The organism is Micromonospora sp. HM5-17 (assembly GCF_003762835.1).
Lineage (GTDB): Bacteria > Actinomycetota > Actinomycetes > Mycobacteriales > Micromonosporaceae > Plantactinospora.
This window is the reverse complement of sequence record NZ_RJWA01000002.1, coordinates 68,094-87,855: the sequence shown is the minus strand read 5'-3', so window position 1 is coordinate 87,855 and position 19,762 is coordinate 68,094. Positions and strand designations below refer to the sequence as shown.

Below are 19,762 nucleotides of genomic sequence, written 5' to 3'. Positions count from 1 at the left end.
CCGTCCTCCGTGCACCGTCTCGACTGTCACCGACGCCGCCGTCACTCGACGCCCACCAGCAAGGGATAGAACGGCTGACCGCCCACGTAGTGGTGCACCTCGACGAACGGCCACCGCCGGGCCAGGTGGGCCCGGAGCGCCTCGCCCAGCCCGGGCGGGGCGTCGGCGCCGAGCAGCAGGGTCACCAGTTCCCCACCGCCGCCGAGCATTCGGTCGAGCAGCTCCCGACAGGTCGTCTCCAGGTCACGGCCGATGAGGTGCACCTCGCCGTCCACCAGACCCAGGACGTCGCCCGGCTGGCAGCGGCCGGCCACGGTCAGCGCCTCCCGGTCGGCGGGGCAGACCTCGGCGTACCGGCAGGCGCCGGCCGCCTCCGCCATCGCGATCACGTCGTCGGCGAAGCGCCGGGACGGGTCACGGACCGCCAACGCGGCCAGCGCCTGCACCGGGGAGCGGGTGGGGACCACGCTGACCCGTACCCCGAGGGTCTCGGCCTCCTCCGCCGCGGCCCGGGCCGCCTGGGAGTCCCGGTCGGTGGGCAGCACCACCACCTCCCGAGCACCGGTCGACCGGATCGCGGCCAGCAGGCCGCCGGCGGACGGGTGCGGCGCCACCGCGGTGGCGCCCTCGGCGGCGAAGATCTCGGCCAGGCCGGAGCCGTCGGCCACCACCACCGCCGCCCGTTCCGCGGCGCCGGCCGCCGCTCCCGGCGCCGGCCGCCCGGCCGCCTCCGTCGCCGCCGGTGGCCGGGGTGATCCCGACGCATCGGCGGCCACCGTCGGGGCCCCGGGGCCCGGCCCGTCCGCGAACCGGGTCACCGAGATCTGGTACGGCCGGCCGGCCACCACACCGGCCTCGATCGCCGCCCCCACGTCGTTGACGTGCACGTGCACGTGCCAGGTGCCGACCTCGCCGGAAGCGCCGTCGCCGACCATCACGAGCGAGTCCCCGAGTCGGGCCAGATCCGTCCGGAGCCGGCCCACCGCGTCGGGCGTGGCGTCGAGGAGGTACTGCACCTCGTACGCGTACTCGGGCGAGCCGGTCTCCCGGACGGCGGTGGCGGGCGGGCCCGGGAGCACCGCGAACCGGACGGCCGGGGGCACGCCGGTAAGGGCCTCGACCAGGGCGTGGAGCAGGAGGCAGAATCCGCGTCCGCCGGCGTCGACGACCCCGGCGGAGGCCAGCTCCGGCAACTGCTCCGGCGTACGGGCCAGCGCCTGGTCGGCGGCGGTCGCGGCGGCCCGGGCCACCGTGGGAAGGTCGTCACTGTCGGCCCGCTCCGCGCCGGTCGCGGCCGCCGCGACGACGGTGAGCAGGGTCCCCTCGACCGGCGCGGCCACCGCCGCGTACGCGGCCGTGCTCGCGGCCCGCAGCCCGGCGGCGAGGGCCCGCCCCCGGACCACCGGCACGTCGGCGAGGGCGTCGGCGAGCCCGCGCAGGACCTGCGCGAGGATCACACCGGAGTTGCCCCGGGCGCCGAGCAGCGCGCCCCGGGCCAGTCGGCGCAGGACCCCGGCGTGCCCGGAACGTCCGCTCTCCACCTCGTCGTCCCCGGCCTCCCGGGCCGCACCGGCCTCGTCGATGGGGTCCGGGCCGCCGCCCGGATCCGGCGCCGACCCCAGCGCCTCCTGGGCCGCGGTCAGTGTGAGCAGCAGGTTGGTGCCGGTGTCCCCGTCCGGCACCGGGTAGACGTTGAGCCGGTTGATCTCGGCCTGGTGTCGGCGGAGCGCCCTCAGCCCACCCGCGCACCACCGGCGCAGGGCGACGGCGTCGAGGGTCTGCGGCACGGCGAGAAGCCTACTGGCGACCACCGACGCGACGCCCGGTCTGGCGTACGATCGGCCGCGGTCCCGCCGACCGGCGGAACCCCGGTTGGCCGGGTGAACCGGGCATCGGGTAACCTGAGCAGGTTGCCTGGCCAGTGCCCTGCCGGCAACCTGACGGACGATCAATTCCCAGGAGTATCCCGTGGCTAGCGTGTGCGACATCTGTGGCAAGGGGCCTGGCTTCGGCCACAACGTGTCCCACTCGCACCGGCGGACGAACCGCCGCTGGAACCCCAACATCCAGTCGGTGCGTACGCCCGCGGGCGGTGGCACGACCCGCAAGCTCCAGGTCTGCACCTCGTGCATCAAGGCCGGCAAGGTCGCCCGCGCCTGACCACGCCGTGACGCGCGGACAGCCGTCGGGGCACCGGCCCCGGCGGCTGTCCATATCTCGGCCCGTATGGCGGTCCGTATGCCGACGGCCGTCCGCCTCTCCGCCCTCGGCGTCCGGTCCCTGAGGGTCGGGGCCACGGACGGCGGTCACCGGGCATCGCCGGCCCGAAGTCACTGGCGCGACGCGGCCGGAGTCACCCGCACGACCGGGCCGAGGTCACAGCCAGCGGCCGAAGGAGAGCACGCTCGGCGAGCCACGGTAGTAGCCGAAGTCGGGGATCCGTTCGAAGCCGCTGCTCTGGTAGAGCGCGATCGCCTCGGGCTGTCGGTCGCCGCACTCCAGGATCAGCCGTCGCCGACCGTGTCGGCGGGCGGACTCCTCCACCGCGGCCAACACCGCCCGGGCGATCCCCCGGCCGCGGACCGCCGGGGAGACGTACAACCGCTTCAGTTCGGCGACCTCGCCGGTGTCGCCGTGCGAGCGCCAGCCGGCGCAGCCGACCGGCTCGCCGTCCAGGTACGCCACCAGGAAGGTCCCGGCCGGTGGTACGAACTCGTCGGCCGCGACCGGGGTCTCGTCGCCGCTGCCGCCGTACCGCGCCGCCAGGTCGGCCAGCGCGGCGCTGATCAGTCGCTGCGCCACCGCGGAGTCGTACCGCTCGTCCCGGATCTCCAGCCCACTCACGCGGTAAAGGGTAGGACCGATCCCGCGCCTTACCACAGCTCCGGTTTCCGGCGTGTGACGAAGGCCCCGGCGGGCGGCTCAGCGGAAGTGGTCCCAGCCGGCCGGCCCCGGGTACGGCCGCCCGTCCACGGTCACCCCGGACCCGTGCACCACGTGGCCGATCCGGCGCCAGCCGGCGGGGAGCGGCTGGTCCTCGGGGAAGGTGGCGGCGATGGCGTGGTCGTCGCCGCCTCCGAAGACCCAGGCGTACGGATCGACCCCGAGCGCGTGCGCCGCGTCCCGCATCTGGGTCGGGATCTCGAACGCCGAGCCGAGCAGGTCGATCCTGACCCGGCTCGCCGCCGCGATGTGGCCGAGGTCGGCGATCAGCCCGTCCGAGATGTCGATCATGGCCGTGGCACCGAGTCGGGCCGCCTGCGGCCCCGCCCCGTACGGCACCTCGGGACGCCGGTACGCCTCGACCAGCACCTTCGGGCTGCGGAACCCGCGGGACAGGATGGTGTGGCCGGCCGCGGCGTAGCCGAGCCGCCCGGCGAGCGCGACGACGTCCCCGGCCCGGGCCCCGCTCCGGACCACCGGGTCGCGACCGTCCAGGTCGCCGAGGGCGGTGACCGCGATGGTGAGGGTGGGACTCGCCGACATGTCGCCGCCGACCACGCTCGCCCCCACCTTGGCCGCCTCCGCGCCCAGACCGTCGGCGAGCCCTTCGGCCCACTGCACGTCGAGGTCCGGGGGCATGCAGAGCGCGACCAGCAGCGCCGTCGGCACCGCACCCATGGCGGCGATGTCGGCCAGGTTGGCCGCCGCCGCCCGATGGCCGACGTCGACCGCGCTCGCCCAGTCGCGCCGGAAGTGCCGCCCGTCGACCAGCACGTCGGTCGACGCGACCACTCGGGCGTCCGGGGCGTGCACGACCGCGGCGTCGTCCCCCGGCCCGAGCAGGGCGGCCGGTCCGCTCCCCAACCGTGCCGTCACCCGGGCGATCAACCCGAACTCGCCCGCCCGCGTGACGCTCACCCCAACCTCCCACCGCACCCGTCGAGCCGGCCGACTCGATTGCTCATCGTGTCTCCCTTGACCACCCATCGAGATCCGACCTGCTCCGTACGGTATTTTCACGGTCGAGCCGCTCAGCGGAGGACGGGAGGCCGGTCGTGGTCCAGGCGTACATCCTCATCCAGACTGAGGTCGGTAAGGCACGTGACGTGGCCGCACGGATCTCGGATATTCCGGGGGTCGTCCGCGTCGATGCGGTCACCGGACCGTACGACGTGGTGGTCCTCACCGAGGCACACACCGTGGACGAGTTGGGCAAGATGATAGTCAGCAAGGTGCAACTGGTGTCCGGCATCACCCGCACCGTGACCTGTTCCGTGGTGAGGCTGTAGATGACTTCCGTGGTGAGGCTGTAGATGACGCGGGTCACCGGGGCGGACCGGACGGACACGGAGGCAGCCGAGAACCGGACGGACCCGCCCGGGTCCACGCCGCGTGGCGACCGGACCACCCGCCAGGCGGCGCTCTGGGCCACGGTCATCGCGCTGCCGCTGACCCTGCTCGTCGGCATCCTCGCCGCCACAAGCCTCGCTCCCGACCCCGCCGTGGACAAGCCGACGCCCTCGCCGACCACCGCGGCCCGGCCGCAGTCGACGGCGCCGGTGGAGATGGCCGCACCCGTCCTCGCGGAGCGACCGGCCACCCTGTGCCGCGCGCTCCTCTCCCAGCTTCCGGCCACGCTCCGGGGTCTGGCCCAGCGGCCCGTCACCGCCGGTCCCGAGCAGAACGCCGCGTACGGCGACCCCGCGGTCACCCTCGCCTGCGGCGTGCCGGCCCCGACGTTCGCCCCGGAGGCGGAACTCTGGGTGGTGAACGGGGTCTGCTGGCTGCCCGAGCAGCGTTCCGACGGCCTGCTGCTGACCACGGTGGACCGTGCGGCGGCGATCCGACTCAGCATCCCGGCGGCGCAGTCTCCGACCCTGGAGTGGGCGGCCCCGGTCGCCGAGTCCATCGTCGCCGCGGTGCCGTCGGTGAAGAACCCGCCCTCCGGCTGCCTCTCCTGAGCCCACCCGGCGTCCCGCCGGCGAGCCCGGGCGGATGTCCCAGCCCGGGGGCGGACGTCGGAGCCGGGGTGGCTGTCCGCGGCGTACCGGCCGGGTGGGCGGATCCGCCCGGCCTCGCCGCCGTCAGTGCAGACCGGTGCCCCGCCGCAGCGCGGTCCGGATGAGACGGCTCACCAGCTTCGGGTACTCCAACCCGCTCGCCGCCCACATCTGGGGGAACATCGAGGTGGGGGTGAACCCGGGCATCGTGTTGATCTCGTTCAGGTAGACGTCCAGTTCCGGGGTGACGAAGAAGTCGACCCGGGCCAGCCCCGCGCAGTCCAGCGCGGTGAAGGTCCGGCAGGCGTACTCCTGAATCTGCCGGGTGACCCGTTCGGGCAGGTCGGCCGGAATGTCGTACTCGCAGCCGTCGTCGAGGTACTTGGCCTCGAAGTCGTAGAAGTCGTGCTCGGCTACCCGGATCTCGGCCAGCAGCGAGGGCTCCGGGCCGCCGCCGGCCTCCGCCTCCAGCACGCCGCACTCGATCTCCCGGCCGACGATCGCCGCCTCGACCAACACCTTCGGGTCGACCTGCCGGGCCGTGGCCACCGCCGCCTCCAGGTCGGCCCAGTCGGAGACCTTGGTGATCCCCACCGACGAGCCGGCCCGGGACGGCTTGACGAAGACGGGAAGCCCCAGCCGCTCCCTGTCCTCCTCGGTCAGACTGGCCCCGCTGCGCAACACGACGTACGGGCCGACCGGGATGCCCTCGGCGGCGGCGAGCTTCTTGGTGAACTCCTTGTCCATCGCGGCGGCCGAGGCGAAGACGTTGGCGCCGACGTACGGGATCCCGGCCATCTCCAGCAGCCCCTGGATGGTGCCGTCCTCGCCGTAGGCACCGTGCAGGACCGGAAAGACCACGTCCACGTCGGCGAGTGCCTGCGGCCCCGCGGCCGGATCCAGCACCATCAGCCCGTTGCCGGTGGGATCGGCGGGCAGCACGACCGCGGTCCCGGCGGCGGCGGTGATCTCGGGGAGACGGCGTTCCGTGATGGCGAGCGCGCTCGGGTCGCCGTCGGTCAGCACCCACTGGCCCGCCCGGGTGATGCCGACCGGGACCACGTCGTACTCGTCGGGGTCGAGCGCGGCGAGGATGCTGCCCGCGCTGACGCAGGAGATCGCGTGCTCCGGGCTGCGACCGCCGAAGACGACGGCCACGCGGGTCTTGCCTGGGGTGGTCATCGGTCACCTTTCCTTGCGTCGCCGTTCCTCGCGTCCGTCGCGGGCCGTTCGTCGGGCCACCGGTCGCCGTACCGCGGGGGCACCGGCACGGCCGCGTCTCGCCATCTTCGCGGGACCGCCCGCGCGCGGCGACGGCGGGATCCGCCACCGCCGCCCGGAGCCGGCCGCGCCCGCGCCGCGGCCGTTCGCGACGCGACGGCGGGGCTTACCCGCCGGGCTTCCGCCTACGCTCCCCGTACGCTCACCGGCTGACCCTACTCTGCGTGGCCACCGTCCGGGTCCACGCCCCGTTTCGGGGCGGGAAAACCTCTGTCCGGGTGGTATCTCCGGCACGATCCGTGACGAGCACCACCGGTGACGGCTGTGGCGCGCGGTGACTGCGGTGACGGGGCGTCGCCCGTGTGGCGGTCGCCGTCTAGGCTGCACGTCTTGTGAGTACCGATGCGGTTATCACCAGTCTGACCGCTGCCGTCGAGGCGAACCCAGACGACGTACCGCTGCGACTGCACCTGGCCGGGGTGCTGCTCGACGCGGGACGGTCGGGGGAGGCGATCGCGCACATCGGCCAGGCGCTCGCCCGGAACCCGCAGGATGGGGAGGCCCAGCGGCTCATGCAGCGGGCACTCGGCGGGGGCCCCACCCCGGCCGCGCCCGCGGCGGGCCCCACGGCCGGTCCGGAGCCCGCGACGCCGGCGTCCCCGGGGCCCGGTCCGGCGGAGCCGGCCGCGCCGGCGACGGGTACGCCGACGGGACCGCGACCAGCCGGAGGACGGCCGGAGGACGACCCGCTGGCCGCCTACGAGCAGGAGCTGGCCGACGTGGTGCCCCCGAGGTTCGCCTCGGCCAGTGACGAGCCGGAGCCGGTGACCGGCGACGACGACCGGATGTTCGACGTGGAGGTGTCCACGATCCGGCTCGCCGACGTCGGCGGGATGACCGACGTCAAGGAGCGCCTGGAGCTGGCCTTCCTCGGCCCGCTGCGCAACCCGGAGCTCCGCAAGCTGTACGGCAAGAGCCTGCGCGGTGGCCTGATGCTGTACGGCCCGCCGGGCTGCGGCAAGACCTTCCTGGCCCGGGCGATCGCCGGGGAGATGGGGGCGAAGTTCATCTCCCTGTCCATCGTGGACGTGCTGGACATGTGGATCGGTAACTCCGAGCGCAACCTGCACGAGCTGTTCCAGACCGCACGCCGGAGCGCCCCGTGCGTCCTCTTCCTCGACGAGGTGGACGCGCTCGGGCACAAGCGCTCCAAGGTCACCTCCAGCAACATGCGAACCCTCGGCAACCAGCTCCTCGCCGAGCTGGACGGCGTGGAGGGCAACAACGAGGGTGTCTTCGTTCTCGCCGCCACCAACACCCCCTGGGACGTCGACCCGGCGCTGCGCCGCCCCGGCCGGCTCGACCGGGTGCTGCTGGTCCTGCCCCCGGACGCCCCGGCCCGCGCCGCGATCCTGGAGTACCACCTCCGCGACCGGCCGATCGCCAACATCGACCTCCGGCGCATCGTGAACGCCACCGAGGACTTCTCCGGCGCGGACCTGGCCCACCTCTGCGAGTCCGCCGCCGAGTACGCGATGGCCGACTCGATCCGCCGGGGCGAGGTACGCATGATCGAGCAGCGCGACTTCGACCGGGCGTTGAAGGACATCCGTCCGTCCACCAAGCCGTGGTTCGCGACCGCCCGGAACGTGGCGATGTTCGCGAACGAGGGTGGCGCGTACGACGACCTGGTGGCGTACCTGAAGCGACGGAAGATGCTATGACGTTCCACGACACCGCCGCGACCGCACGATGACCGTCGAGACAGCCGGCACGGCCGGCGGAATTGACAACGATCCGGAACGCGCGGCACGGACCAAGCTCGTCGAGCGGGCGCTCCACCTCGCCGAGATCGGGCGGGTCCCCGAGGCGTACCCGCTGCTCGCCGAGGCGCTGCGCACCAACCCTGAGGACCCGTTCGTCCAGCTGGCGATCGCCCACTGTTACCAGTTGCAGGGCCGCTGGTCGAACATGCTCACCATGGTCGACCTCGCGGTGCGACGCGCCCCGATGGACCCCCAGGTCCACCGCAAGCGCTCCGTGGCGCTGCGCGAACTGGGGCGGATCCCGGAGGCGGTCGCCGCCGCCGAACAGGCCCGGACGCTCGACCCGGACGACGCCCGCAACGAGATCGTCCGCGCCGAGGCGCTCCTCCGGCAGACCGGCACCCGCGCCGTGCTGGCCGCGCTCGCCGCCACCACCCGGGCCCGTGAACTTGACCCGCAGAGCGTCTGGGCGCACCTCACCGAGGCCAGCGTGCAGCGTCGGATGGCCGAGTTCGGGCGGGCCCGGGCCGCGTACCGGGAGGCGCTCCGGCTCGCCCCGGACAACCCGACGGCGCTGCACGGCCTGGCCACCCTCGACAGCATGCGGGGCCGGGCGGTCCGGGCGGACCCGGCGCTGGGCGGGATGCTCCAAGTCGCCCCGACCGACCCCGCCGCGTTGCGGGCCGCGACGCGCGGCGCCCGTCAGGTGCTCTGGCTGCTCACCGACCTCGGGTGTCTGCTGCTCCTGCTCGCCGCGGTCGTGGTCGGGATCGCGCAGAGCCTCCCGACCCGCCTGGTGGCGGCGGCGGTCGGCCTGGGCGTGACCGGCGCGGCGACCCTCGGGGTGCTGGTGCTGCTGTGGTGGCGGATGCGGCGGCTCTCCGCCCCGATCCGCACCCTGATCCGCACGAACCTGCGCCGCCCGACCTTCGTCGCGGCACCGCTGCGGTTGGTGGCCCTGGTCCTCGCCATGCTGCTGATGAATCTCGGCCCGAACCCGCCGGAGGTGGTCGAGATCGTGGGTCCGGTCCTGGTCGCGACGCCGATGTTGACCCTGCTGGTCCGGTGGCGTACCCGGGCGCTGCGGGAGCTCGGCTGGTTCCTCCGCCGCTGGTGGTTCCGGCTTGCCGCGATGCGGTCCGGCGTGTCGGTCGGCACCGGTTCCGGCTGACCGCGTACCGGCCCGACCGGGCGGTCGGGCCGGTACGGCGGGTTCCACCTCACGGCTCGACGCGGCGGCGGCCGACGGCGAGCACCTTGACCCGCTGCCGCCCCGCCCGGACCATGCCGAGCGCGGCGAAGGCGGCGGCGATCCGCTCCGCGGCCTCACGACTCGTCGCGCCCACCACCTGCCGGCGCCGCTCCGGCTCGATCCGCTCGTCCCGGCCCTCCTTGGTCAGCGGTCGTACGTCGGTGAGGACGACGAGATACCGGGTCATCAGGGCGATCCCCACCACCGGGCCCGGCAGGGGGGCCAGCATCCACCACCGGGACGTCGGTCAGCCCGCACGGTGCGCCGCCTCGGGCTCGGCGGTCGTGGCGGCGAGTCCGCCCCCGCGGTCCCGGCACACGTAGGCCAGATCGGCGTGAATCCACGCTCCGTCGTTGTCCCGGAGCACGGGCTGGGCGCACCACCGGCACCGGGACACCCGGGGCCAACACCGGGTCACGGTCATCTGCTACCCCCAGGTCCGCAAGCCGCGGGAAGGGACACGGCGACCGGGTACGGGAAGCTCCGGTCGCCGTGCGCCTCATTCCCCTCTGATCACTCACAGCCACCGTCGACACGACCACTGGCAGTGAGGATGTGACAACAGATTGCCAGTTGTGAACGCGTGAATGCAACTCTCATCACCGTTCTCTCATGCACACATTCCCGTCTCCCTATGACAGGATCGATGCATGGCTCCGAAGTCCTTCCGGGCCCGCCGGCTCGGCATCGCCCTCCGCCACGCCCGCGAGGCCGCCGGGTTCACCCTCGAGCAGGCCGCCGACGAGATCAACAGCACCCGCAGCACGCTCTCCCGGTACGAGAACGCGCAGACCATCGTCAGCCCGGCCACGGTACGCGCGCTGCTGACCCTCTACCAGCGGCCGGAGAGCGAGATCGAGGACATGGTCCAGCTCGCCAAGGAGGCACGGAAACCGGGCTGGTGGGTCTCGTACTCGTACATCCTGGACCGCCGGACCATCGACTTCATCGCCGTCGAGGCCGAGGCGACGGCGATCGCCAACTTCGAGCCATCCGTCGTCCCCGGCCTACTCCAGACTCCGGAGTACATCCGGGCGATCATGCGGGGCGGCCCGCACACCCTCGCCGACGACGAGGTGGAGCAGCGAGTCCAGATCCGGCTCGGCCGTCAGGAGCGGCTGAAGGAGCCCGACCCACCCATCTTCGACGCCATCGTCGACGAGGGCGCGCTGCTCCGTCCCGTCGGCGGCGAGGCGGTGATGGCCGCGCAGCTCCGGAGCCTCCTCAAGACCTCGGAGCTGCCGAACGTCACCATCCAGGTCATCCCGCTGCGGGCCGGCTACCACCGGGGCACCCGCGGCTCACTGCACATCCTCGAGTTCGCCGACCCCGAGGACCCGATCCTCGCCTCCGTCGAGACGGTCGCCGGCCAACTGATCCTCGACCGGCCGCACGATCTGCGGACCTGCACGAAGATCATGGAGCATCTGCGGGCCGTCGCGCTGAGTCCCGCGGAGAGCCGCGACACCATCAACCGCCTGCTGAAAGGACTGTGAGATGTCACCGGAGACGACCGCGTCGCTGGCCGGCGCCAGGTGGCGGAAGAGCAGCCACAGCGGCGATCAGGGCGCCTGTGTCGAGTTCGCCCTGCTCGTCGACGGCACCGCCACACCCACCGTCGCGATCCGCGACTCCAAGGACACCACCGGCCCGGTCCTCCGCTTCACCCCGAGCGCCTGGACCGCATTCACCACCGCGCTGTCCGCCTCCCCAACGCGCCCCTGACCAGGGGGAGGTTGGCGGGTGTCCGGGCCACGTCCCCCCGGCAGCACTCGGCACCCGCCCCGGCGCGGGGCCCCCGCCCCCTGCCCCGCCGGTCCGGGCCGGCGGGCAGGGGGCGCGGCGGCAATCCGGCACAGCCGTCCGACCAGAACGGCCAGCAGCACCAGCTCGGTGCCGACCAGAAGGCGTTCCACCAGCCCCATCAGCACCCGGTCACCCGGGAAGGCGACGTAGTAGAGCGCGCCCAGACCCAGCACGCTCACCACCGCGAGGGCACGGAGCAGGGGTACGACACCGCACCAGCGGGGATCGGCGGCGAGGCGACGTACCGCCAGCAGGGTGGCGAGCGGCAGCGCCACGAAGGCCGCGACCGAGACGTACCGGTGGAGGTAGCCGGTGGGGCTCAGCTCGACCGTCCCGAGTGGATCGGTCGGGACCAGCGCCGCGGTGATCAGGCCCAGGCACCAGGCCAGCAGGAGCACCTCCACCAGCCGTCCCACCGTCGTCCGCGCGGCCCGCAGCGCCAGCGGCACGGCGAGCGAGGTGGCGCCGAGGAGGAAGATCGCGAGGTTCATCGGCCAGCCGCGGTCCGACACGGCGTAGTCGCTGATGGTCAGCGACACCGGGCTCAGCCCGGGTGCCGGTACGAGGTGGGCGACGATGCCGAGGACCGTCGTCAGAACCAGACCACCGGCCGCGACCACGGCGAGCGGCCGGGCACTCCGCGACGGAGGGAAGGGTACGACGCTCATGCACCCAGCCTGGTCCGCCGCCACCGCCCAAAGACTCCGGCGGGATCCCCGACCGTTCCCCGAGTTCCGGCACCCTGAGGCGGCTCAGGGTGAGGCTGGCCCTACCGGGAGCTCTCCCGCCGTCCACCCGTCGGCGTGGTGTCACCGTTCAGAAACGCCAGCGCGGCGATCGCGGAGCCGCGCGCACCGGCCATGTCGAGGTCGGGCACCAGCGCGAACCGGGCCCGCTCCTCCTGTTCGACCCGGAGCGTGGTGTGGGCGCGGACGGTGGCCAGGAACCACTCCCGGAACTGCGGCGGGGCCTCCACCACACCGCCGCCGACGAAGTACGCGTCCGGGTCGATGACGTTGGCCACGATGGTGAAGAGCCGGCCCAGCGCCATCGCCTGCTGCTCGAAGATCCGGATCGCCATCGGGTCGCCGTCCACACCGTACGACCGCACCCGGCGGGCCGCCTCGCCCGGCTCCAGTTCGCCGAGCGGGTGGCCGACAAACCGGGTCAGCCAGTACGGCAGCAGGTTGCGGCGGATCCCGGTGAGCGAGGCGACGCTCTCGGCGTCGCCGGCGAACCCGCAGTTGCAGAGCGGGGTCCGCTGCCCCTCGGCGAGCAGGCCGAACATCGGGATGTGCACGTGGCCCAGCTCGCCGGCCATCCCGGCCGTCCCGGTCACCACCTGCCCGCGTTCGATCACCCCGCCGCCGAGCCCGGTGCCGACGATCGCGGAGACCGAGGAGCGGTGCCCCGCGTCGTCCCCGAAGAAGGTGTGGTGGGCGTAGAGCGCGGCGGCGTTGCCGTCGTTGTGGTAGACGACCGGCAGGCCGAGCCGACGCTCCAGGGCGCTGCGGATGTCGTAGCCGCGCCAGGCCGGCTGGGAGAAGTTCGTCGAGCCCCTCGAGGAGATGACGCCGGTGGCGCTGGCCGGGCCGGGAGTGTCGAGGCCGACCGCCCGAACCTGGTCGCGACGGGTGCCGGTTTGGTCCAGAACCTTCTGCATCGCCTGGGCGAGTGCCTCGACCGCCGCCTCCGGCCCCTCCAGCACCTGACACGGGGTCTCCACCAGCGTGTCGACCAGGAACCGCCCGGTGACGTCGAGCACGGTCGCGTTGTTGCTGTGGCCGCCGTTGTCGAGCCCCACAACGACCGGTATGTCGGAGTTTGCCACTGTCCTGCCTCCCGGGTGCGGCGGTCGGCGAGGGCCGGAACCGGATTCGGCGGTGCCGGCCGAGCCCGTTGTCCATACCCTCCCGCACCAGCGGAATTCCCACATCCCCCGTTTGCGTGGCCCGGCGTCCACGCTCGCGCCCCGCCGCGGAGGCGGGGCCGGCCGGGAACGGCCCCTCCTACGGCTCCCCGGCGGCGTCGAGCGCGGCGGTCAGATCGGCGAGCAGGTCGGCGGTGTCCTCGATGCCGCAGGAGAAGCGCAGGAAGCCCGCGGGGACGTCGTCCCCCCACTGGGCACGCCGGTCGGCGGTGGTGTGCAGGCCGCCGAAGGAGGTCGCCGCGAAGACCAGCCTGCTCGCGGCGAGGAACCGGGCCACACGGTCGGCGCTGCCCAGGTCGAACGACACCACACCGGGGAAGCGCCGCATCTGCCGGCTCGCCACCGGGTACGCCGGGTCGTCGGGCAGGCCGGGCCATCGTACGCCGGTGACGTCGGTGCGGGCCCGCAGCGCCGCCGCGACCGCCGCGGCGTTGGCGCTCTGCCGGGTCAGCCGCAGGTCGAGGGTGGCGAGCGATCGGTGCGCCAGCCAGGCGTCGAAGGCCCCCGGGATCGCGCCGGTGGTGGTCCGCCAGGCCCGGATCGGTTCCAGCAGCTCGGCGGCGCGACTCGCGACGTACCCGAGCAGCAGGTCGGAGTGCCCGGTCAGCGCCTTCGTGCCGGAGGCGACCACCAGGTCGGCACCGAGGTCGAGCGGTCGCTGCCCGAGCGGGGTCGCGGTGGTGTTGTCGACCGCCAGCAGCGCGCCGGCCGCGTGCGCGCGCTCGGCGAGGTCGGTCACGTCGCAGACGTCCAGCCCCGGGTTGGCGGGCGTCTCGACCAGGATCAGCCGTACGCCGTCGAACGCCGGGTACGGCCCGGCGGTCGGTACGAACCGGACCTGCACCCCGAGGCTGGCCAGGGTCTCGGTGGCGAACGCCCGCACCGGGAAGTACCCGTCGGTGGGAAGCAGCACGGTGTCGCCGGGGCGCAGCAGCGGCAGCAGCACGGCGGTGAGCGCCGCCTGTCCACTGGCGAAGGCGAGCGCCTCGCCCCCCTCCAGCTCCCCGATCGCGGCCTCCAACCGCCGTCGGGTCGGGTTGTCCGGGCGGCCGTAGCCGTTCGGGGTCGCCTCCGGCCCGGCCGCCGGGTCCAGGTGGTACGGGGCGGCGAAGACCGGGCCGGGCAGGAACGGCTCGCCGGGTGTCGGTTCCGGCAGGCCGGCGTGCACGCACCGGGTGCCGTCACCGGGTGTCGATCGGTCGGACATCAGACCCCCCTCGGCTCGGTGCCGCTACTCGGGCCGCGGCTTACGGCTCATCAACACCGCCATCGCGTCCCGCGGGTCGGCGCCCTCGTGGCAGATCCGCTCGACCTGCTCGGTGATCGGCATCTCCACCCCGTTGGCCCGGGAGAGGTCGCGGATCGCCAGGCAGCTCTTGACCCCCTCGGTGGTCTGCCGGGTCGCCGACTGCGCCTGCTCCAGGTTCTCCCCCCGCCCGAGGTGTTCCCCGAAGGTCCGGTTGCGGGACAGCGGCGACGAGCAGGTGGCGACCAGGTCGCCCATGCCGGCCAGTCCGGCGAAGGTGAGCGGGTCGGCCCCGAGCGCGACGCCGAGCCGGGCGGTCTCGGCCAGACCCCGGGTGATCAGGGTCGCCCGGGTGTTGTCGCCGAGGCCCATCCCGGCCGCGATCCCGGCGGCCAACGCGATCACGTTCTTCACCGCGCCGCCCAGTTCGCAGCCGACCACGTCGTCGTTGGTGTAGGGCCGGAGGTACGGCGTGCTGATCGAGGACTGCACCAGCGTCGCCCGGTCCATGTCGGTGCAGGCGACCACCGTCGCGGCCGGCTGCTCGGCGGCGATCTCGGGGGCCAGGTTCGGCCCGGAGACCACCACCACCCGGCTCGGGTCGACCCCGGCGGTCTCGACGATGACCTCGCTCATCCGCTTGGTGGTGCCGAGCTCGATCCCCTTCATCAGCGAGACGAGCGTCGAGTCGGGCTCCAGGTACGGCACCCAGCCGGCCAGGTTGCCGCGCAGGGTCTGCGCCGGCACGGCCAGCACCACGAGGTCGGCGCCGGTGATGGCCTCGGCGGCGTCGGCGGTGGCCCGGACGGTGGGCGGCAGCCGCAGCCCGGGGAGGTAGTCGGGGTTGCTACCGGTGTTGCGGATCGCCTCGGCCACCGCCGGCCGGCGGGCCCAGAGCACCACCTTCCGGCCCGCGTCGGCGAGGACCTTGGCGAAGGCCGTACCCCAGGATCCGGCACCGAGCACGACGGCGTGACTCATGCCGCACCTCCGGCGGACTCTCCGGCGTGCTCGCCGGCCCGCCGTTTCGCCGGCGGGGACCAGAGCGGCGGTGGCGTCCCACCACGGATCTCGGCGAGCATGTCCCGCAGCCGCAGCATGATGGCGTCGGTCATCTCGTCCAGAACGGCCCGACTCGGCGTCGCACCGGCCCAGGGGCTCAGGTCGACCGGAGGACCGGCCACCACGGTGACCGGAATCCTCGGCCGGAGGCTGAGCTTCTTGGTCCGGGGGTCGAAGATCTTCTCCGGCCCCCACATCGCGACCGGGATCACCGGAGCGCCGGTGGCCAGCGCCAGCCGCGCCACGCCCGTCTTGCCCCGCATCGGCCAGAGGTCGGGCTCACGGGTCGTGGTCCCCTCGGGGTAGATCACCACCGCGCCGCCGTCCCGGACCGCCGCTTCCAGGGCCTCCAGGGACCGGGCCGCGTCGACGGTGCCCCGCTCCACCGGGATCTGCCTGCACCGGAGCAGGATCCGACCGACGACCGGCACCCGGAACACGCTCGCCTTGCCGAGAAACTGCGGCCAGCGGCCGGCGTCGTAGATGAAGTGCGCCGAGACCAGTGGGTCGGCGTGGGACAGGTGGTTCGGCACGATGATCACGCCGCCGGAGGCGGGTATGTGCTCCATGCCCCGCCAGGTTCGCCGTGTCCAGACGGTCAGCACGGGCTTCACCGTCACCACGACGAAACGCCGCCAGAACCCCAGCCTGCGCCGTGCCACTGCGCCTCCTCGTACTTCCCTGCCCTGGCCCGGCCGCCCGGGGCGTCGGGGCGGGACGTCGCCTCACCGCCCGCAGCGAAATCATGCCTGCTCGCCCTGGGTGCGGCCAGTGAGGGGTACGCCGCACGCGGTCCGGCGCCCGCCGGCGTACCGGGCGCGGCTGGCAGGATTGCCGTGTGCCTGAGCCGAACTGGACCGTGGTGATCCCGGTCAAGCGCCTGGCGCGGGCCAAGAGCCGGCTGCGGGGGGCGCTGGCCGGGGTACGGCACGAGTCGCTCGCCGTGGCCCTGGCCGCCGACACCGTCAGCGCCGTACTCGCCTGCGCACCGGTGACCGAGGTGCTGGTGGTGACCGACGACCCCGAGGCCGCCCGGGTGCTGGGCGGGCTCGGTGCCCGGATCGTGCCGGAGCCGTCGACCGCCGGGCTGAACGCGGCGTTCGCGCACGGCGCCGCCCAGGCCGTGAACGGGTGGGTGGCCGCACTCACCGCCGACCTGCCGGCCCTTCGACCGGCCGAGTTGGCCGAGGCGCTTCGGGCCGCCTCGGCCGGGTCGGGTGGCCCCGGCGACGAGGACGGAACCGCTGCCCGGGCCGGCACGACCGGTCCGCGCCGCACCGGTGACGACGCCGCCGCGGGCCACGGCATCGGTCCGGGCGGCGGTACCCCCCGGCCCCGGCCCGCCGGCGCCCCGGACGTACGCCGATTCGTCGCCGACGCCCCGGGCACCGGAACGGTGCTGCTCACCTCGGCCCCGGGGACCGCACTGGACCCCCGGTTCGGCCCCAACTCGGCGGCGGCGCACGCCAATTCGGGCGCCCGCCCGCTCACCGGCGCCTGGCCGACCCTGCGCCGGGACGTCGACACCCTGCCGGACCTGCGCGCCGCGATCGCCCTCGGCGTCGGACCGCACACCGCCGCGCTGACCGGTCCGGCGGGGCCGGCCCTGGGCCCGGACCCGGCGGCGGGCGCGGCCAGCCGGCTGGCCGGGGCCGACGCGTGAGCCGCCGCCCGCCACACCGGTGTACCGTGCTGGACATGCAGGGCACGGTGGCCCACTACGACCCGCAGACCCGCAGCGGCAGACTCCTGCTCGACGACGGCCGGGAGGTCGCCTTCCCGGCCGAGGCGTTCGACGCCTCCGGGCTGCGGCTGCTCCGCCTCGGCCAACGGGTACGGCTCGACTACGACGCGGACGGCACCCTGGTCCGGGTAACGTTGCCCACCTTCCCGTGATCCGGTACGGGCAAGTTCATCGTCCGTTCATCAGCCCGGGGCAATGATGATGGGGTGAGCACCCCGTCGTCCCGCCGTTCCGCCCGGTCCCGTGCCTCCCAGCGCTCCGCCCCGGCTACCGGGAGCGCCGGCCCGGGGCAGCCGGACGCGACCGCGCGGGCGAGGGCGGTCCGCACCGACGGCGCCCGGATCCGGGGCGCCCGGAGCGACCCGGCCGGAGCGGCCGACGATTTGGGCCGCACCGCCGACACGGAACGGATCCCGGAATCGGTCAGCGAGGGACCTTTTGGGCCGGGCCGGGCCCCGGTCGCGGAGCCGGGACGCAACCCGGTGGCGGAACGGCCCGGAATCTCCGCCGCCGGGCCGGGTAGCGCCGCGCCCGACGTCGGGATACCCGCGCGGAGCGGTGCCGCGCCGACCGGGGAGGCGCGGGCCGGGCACCCGGCCGAGCCCGGAAACAGGGCCGAGCCCGGTAACGGGGCCGAGGTTCCCCCACCACCGGACCGCTTCCTGAACCGGGAACTCTCCTGGCTGGACTTCAACGCCCGGGTGCTCGCCCTGGCCGAGGATCCGGCGACGCCGCTGCTGGAACGGGCAAAGTTCCTGGCGATCTTCGCGAACAACCTCGACGAGTTCTACATGGTCCGGGTCGCCGGGCTGAAGCGCCGGCTCCAGGCCGGACTCCCGGTCCGGGGCGGCGACCAGATGCCCCTCACCACCCAGTTGGAGCGGGTCTCCGAGACCGCCGCCGACCTGGTCGCCCGACACGCCGCCTGCTTCGTCAACGACGTGATGCCGAAGCTCGCCGCCGAGAACATCGGGCTGGTCCACTGGGACGGGCTGCCCGCTCCGGAGCGACAGCGGCTCAGCGCGTACTTCCGGGACCAGATCTTCCCGGTGCTGACCCCGCTCGCGGTGGATCCCGCGCACCCCTTCCCCTACATCTCCAGCCGCTCGCTCAACCTGGCGGTCGTGGTACGGGACCCCGACGGTGGGCCGGAACTCTTCGCCCGGGTCAAGGTGCCGAACAACGTACCCCGGTTCGTCCGCGTCGAGCGGGACGTGCCGGGAGGGCGGTTTCTCCCGGTGGAGGAGCTGATCGCGGCCCATCTCGACCAGCTCTTCTCCGGGATGGAGGTGGTGGAGTGCCACCTGTTCCGGGTCACCCGCAACGCCGAGGTGGAGGTCGACGAGGACCGCGACGAGGACCTGCTCCAGGCCCTGGAGCGGGAACTGGCCCGGCGCCGGTTCGGCCCACCGGTACGTCTCGAGGTGGCCGCCTCGGTCTCGGACCGCGTCCTCGACCTGCTGGTGCGGGAACTCGACATGGACAGCCACGACGTGCTGCGGGTGCCGGGCCTGCTCGACCTGACCGCGCTCTGGCAGGTCTACAACGAGTGCGACCGGCCCGACCTGAAGGATCCGCCCTTCGTGCCGGCCACCCACCCACGGCTGGTCGAGGGCGAGGTGCCGCGGAGCGTCTTCGCCACCCTGCGCGACGGGGACATCCTGGTGCACCATCCGTACCACTCGTTCGCCACCAGCGTGCAGCGGTTCATCGAGCAGGCCGCCGCCGACCCGAACGTGCTGGCCATCAAGCAGACGCTCTACCGCACCAGCGGCGACTCGCCGATCGTGGACGCCCTGATCGACGCCGCCGCGGCGGGCAAGCAGGTGGTGGTGCTGGTGGAGATCAAGGCGCGTTTCGACGAGGTGGCCAACATCGGCTGGGCCCGGATGCTGGAGCGGGCCGGCTGCCACGTGGTCTACGGCCTCGTCGGCTTGAAGACGCACTGCAAGATCGCCCTCGTGGTCCGGCAGGAGGGCAACCAGATCCGCCGGTACTGCCACATCGGCACCGGCAACTACCACCCGAAGACCGCCCGCCTCTACGAGGACTTCGGGATGCTGACCGCCGACCCCGAGGTGGGTGCCGACCTCACCGACCTGTTCAACGTCCTCACCGGCTACAGCCGGCAGACGTCGTACCGCCGGCTGCTCGTGGCCCCGCAGGGCATCCGGCGCGGCCTGGTGGAGCGGATCGAGCGGGAGATCGCGCAGGCCCGGCAGGGCCGGCCGGCCCTGGTGCAGTTCAAGGTCAACGCCCTGGTCGACGAGACGATCGTGGACGCGCTCTACCGGGCCTCGCAGGCCGGCGTCCAGGTCGACCTGCTGATCCGGGGGATGTGCACGCTCCGGCCCGGCGTACCGGGGCTGTCGGAGAACATCCGGGTGCGCTCGATCCTGGGCCGGTTCCTGGAGCACTCCCGGGTGTTCCGGTTCGGTCACCCCGGCAATGCCCGACCGGGCGGGGCGACCGGGGCCGCCGGTTCCGGCCGTGCCGCCGGAGGCGGTGGCCGAATCCCGCCGGAGGACGTCGAGTTCTGGATCGGCTCGGCGGACCTCATGCACCGCAACCTCGACCGTCGGGTGGAGGCGCTGGTGCGGGTGACCGACCCGGTCGCCCGGGCCGAACTGGACGACCTGCTGACCGCCGCGATGAGCGACGAGGTGGACGCCTTCGAGCTCGCCCCGGACGGCAGGTGGACCCGCCGGGCCGGCCGACCGGACGCGCCGCTGGTACACCTGCAGGAGGCACTGCTGCGCCGAATCGCCGGAAGCGGCACGTGACCGGCGGTG

At 73.8% G+C, this 19,762-nt stretch carries 19 protein-coding genes and 1 pseudogene; 10 read left to right on the top strand and 10 right to left on the bottom strand.

The genetic code is table 11. The features are described 5' to 3' along the window. Nucleotides 1-41: 41 nt before the first annotated feature. Nucleotides 42-1,787: a DAK2 domain-containing protein gene (locus EF879_RS05705; RefSeq protein ID WP_123555575.1), complete on the bottom strand. Its 1,746-nt coding sequence runs from the start codon at nucleotides 1,785-1,787 to the stop codon at nucleotides 42-44. A 181-nt stretch (nucleotides 1,788-1,968) separates the two neighbouring features. Between EF879_RS05705 and rpmB the strand changes: the two genes are divergently transcribed. Further along, entirely contained in the window at nucleotides 1,969-2,160 is a 192-nt protein-coding gene (gene rpmB, locus EF879_RS05700; protein ID WP_123555573.1) for a 50S ribosomal protein L28, read from the top strand. 216 nt (nucleotides 2,161-2,376) lie between these two features. Here the strand turns inward: rpmB and EF879_RS05695 are convergent, their stop codons facing one another. Both EF879_RS05695 and EF879_RS05690 read right to left on the bottom strand, forming a co-directional pair. Continuing rightward, a complete protein-coding gene (locus EF879_RS05695; RefSeq protein ID WP_123555571.1) occupies nucleotides 2,377-2,844 on the bottom strand; it encodes a GNAT family N-acetyltransferase in 468 nt (155 codons plus the stop codon). Nucleotides 2,845-2,922: 78 nt separating this feature from the next. After that, nucleotides 2,923-3,861: a thiamine-phosphate kinase gene (locus EF879_RS05690; protein ID WP_233604257.1), complete on the bottom strand. Its 939-nt coding sequence runs from the start codon at nucleotides 3,859-3,861 to the stop codon at nucleotides 2,923-2,925. A 137-nt stretch (nucleotides 3,862-3,998) separates the two neighbouring features. Between EF879_RS05690 and EF879_RS05685 the strand changes: the two genes are divergently transcribed. Further along, complete coding sequence (locus EF879_RS05685) at nucleotides 3,999-4,232, top strand: Lrp/AsnC ligand binding domain-containing protein (RefSeq protein ID WP_123555567.1); 234 nt, start codon at nucleotides 3,999-4,001, stop codon at nucleotides 4,230-4,232. Between the two features lie 24 nt (nucleotides 4,233-4,256). Next, nucleotides 4,257-4,904, top strand: a complete 648-nt coding sequence (locus EF879_RS05680) for a DUF3515 domain-containing protein (RefSeq protein ID WP_123555565.1) — start codon at nucleotides 4,257-4,259, stop codon at nucleotides 4,902-4,904. 123 nt (nucleotides 4,905-5,027) lie between these two features. Here EF879_RS05680 and EF879_RS05675 read toward each other — a convergent pair whose 3' ends face one another. Further along, a complete protein-coding gene (locus tag EF879_RS05675; RefSeq protein ID WP_123555563.1) occupies nucleotides 5,028-6,125 on the bottom strand; it encodes a D-alanine--D-alanine ligase family protein in 1,098 nt (365 codons plus the stop codon). Between the two features lie 431 nt (nucleotides 6,126-6,556). Between EF879_RS05675 and EF879_RS05670 the strand changes: the two genes are divergently transcribed. Together EF879_RS05670 and EF879_RS05665 are read left to right on the top strand one after the other, a co-directional pair. After that, the gene (locus EF879_RS05670; protein ID WP_123555561.1) at nucleotides 6,557-7,888 is read left to right on the top strand and encodes a 26S protease regulatory subunit; all 1,332 of its coding nucleotides are present in this window, start codon (nucleotides 6,557-6,559) and stop codon (nucleotides 7,886-7,888) included. 28 nt (nucleotides 7,889-7,916) lie between these two features. Beyond that, complete coding sequence (locus EF879_RS05665; protein ID WP_123555559.1) at nucleotides 7,917-9,101, top strand: lipopolysaccharide assembly protein LapB; 1,185 nt, start codon at nucleotides 7,917-7,919, stop codon at nucleotides 9,099-9,101. A 49-nt stretch (nucleotides 9,102-9,150) separates the two neighbouring features. Here the strand turns inward: EF879_RS05665 and EF879_RS05660 are convergent, their stop codons facing one another. Beyond that, nucleotides 9,151-9,369, bottom strand: a complete 219-nt coding sequence (locus tag EF879_RS05660; protein ID WP_123556767.1) for a hypothetical protein — start codon at nucleotides 9,367-9,369, stop codon at nucleotides 9,151-9,153. A 463-nt stretch (nucleotides 9,370-9,832) separates the two neighbouring features. Here EF879_RS05660 and EF879_RS05655 point away from each other — a divergent pair, with 463 nt between their 5' ends. After that, nucleotides 9,833-10,678: a helix-turn-helix transcriptional regulator gene (locus EF879_RS05655; RefSeq protein ID WP_123555554.1), complete on the top strand. Its 846-nt coding sequence runs from the start codon at nucleotides 9,833-9,835 to the stop codon at nucleotides 10,676-10,678. A gap of 1 nt (nucleotide 10,679) precedes the next feature. Beyond that, nucleotides 10,680-10,907 (top strand): DUF397 domain-containing protein, encoded by a 228-nt coding sequence (locus EF879_RS05650; protein WP_123555552.1) that lies wholly within the window; start codon nucleotides 10,680-10,682, stop codon nucleotides 10,905-10,907. Nucleotides 10,908-11,059: 152 nt separating this feature from the next. Here the strand turns inward: EF879_RS05650 and EF879_RS27970 are convergent. The 5 genes and pseudogenes from EF879_RS27970 to EF879_RS05625 form a co-directional block, all read right to left on the bottom strand. Continuing rightward, nucleotides 11,060-11,656, bottom strand: a pseudogene (locus tag EF879_RS27970) (DUF998 domain-containing protein); the annotation flags it as partial. Nucleotides 11,657-11,757: 101 nt separating this feature from the next. Then, nucleotides 11,758-12,819: an ROK family protein gene (locus EF879_RS05640; RefSeq protein ID WP_123555549.1), complete on the bottom strand. Its 1,062-nt coding sequence runs from the start codon at nucleotides 12,817-12,819 to the stop codon at nucleotides 11,758-11,760. Between the two features lie 178 nt (nucleotides 12,820-12,997). Further along, a complete protein-coding gene (locus EF879_RS05635) occupies nucleotides 12,998-14,125 on the bottom strand; it encodes a cystathionine gamma-lyase (protein WP_123555547.1) in 1,128 nt (375 codons plus the stop codon). A gap of 24 nt (nucleotides 14,126-14,149) precedes the next feature. Next, complete coding sequence (locus tag EF879_RS05630; protein ID WP_123555545.1) at nucleotides 14,150-15,145, bottom strand: NAD(P)H-dependent glycerol-3-phosphate dehydrogenase; 996 nt, start codon at nucleotides 15,143-15,145, stop codon at nucleotides 14,150-14,152. After that, nucleotides 15,142-15,888 carry a 1-acyl-sn-glycerol-3-phosphate acyltransferase gene (locus EF879_RS05625; RefSeq protein WP_123555543.1) on the bottom strand — a complete coding sequence of 249 codons (747 nt, stop codon included), beginning with the start codon at nucleotides 15,886-15,888 and terminating at the stop codon, nucleotides 15,142-15,144. Before EF879_RS05625 ends, EF879_RS05630 begins: the two co-directional genes overlap by 4 nt. Nucleotides 15,889-16,064: 176 nt before the next feature. Here EF879_RS05625 and EF879_RS05620 point away from each other — a divergent pair, with 176 nt between their 5' ends. From EF879_RS05620 to EF879_RS05610, 3 genes are all read left to right on the top strand, one after another. Continuing rightward, nucleotides 16,065-16,889, top strand: coding sequence for an NTP transferase domain-containing protein (locus EF879_RS05620; protein ID WP_123555541.1), 825 nt, complete (start codon nucleotides 16,065-16,067; stop codon nucleotides 16,887-16,889). Between the two features lie 35 nt (nucleotides 16,890-16,924). Continuing rightward, entirely contained in the window at nucleotides 16,925-17,122 is a 198-nt protein-coding gene (locus EF879_RS05615; RefSeq protein ID WP_199736167.1) for a cold-shock protein, read from the top strand. A 330-nt stretch (nucleotides 17,123-17,452) separates the two neighbouring features. After that, complete coding sequence (locus tag EF879_RS05610; protein WP_233604256.1) at nucleotides 17,453-19,753, top strand: RNA degradosome polyphosphate kinase; 2,301 nt, start codon at nucleotides 17,453-17,455, stop codon at nucleotides 19,751-19,753. The last annotated feature ends 9 nt before the right edge of the window (nucleotides 19,754-19,762 follow it).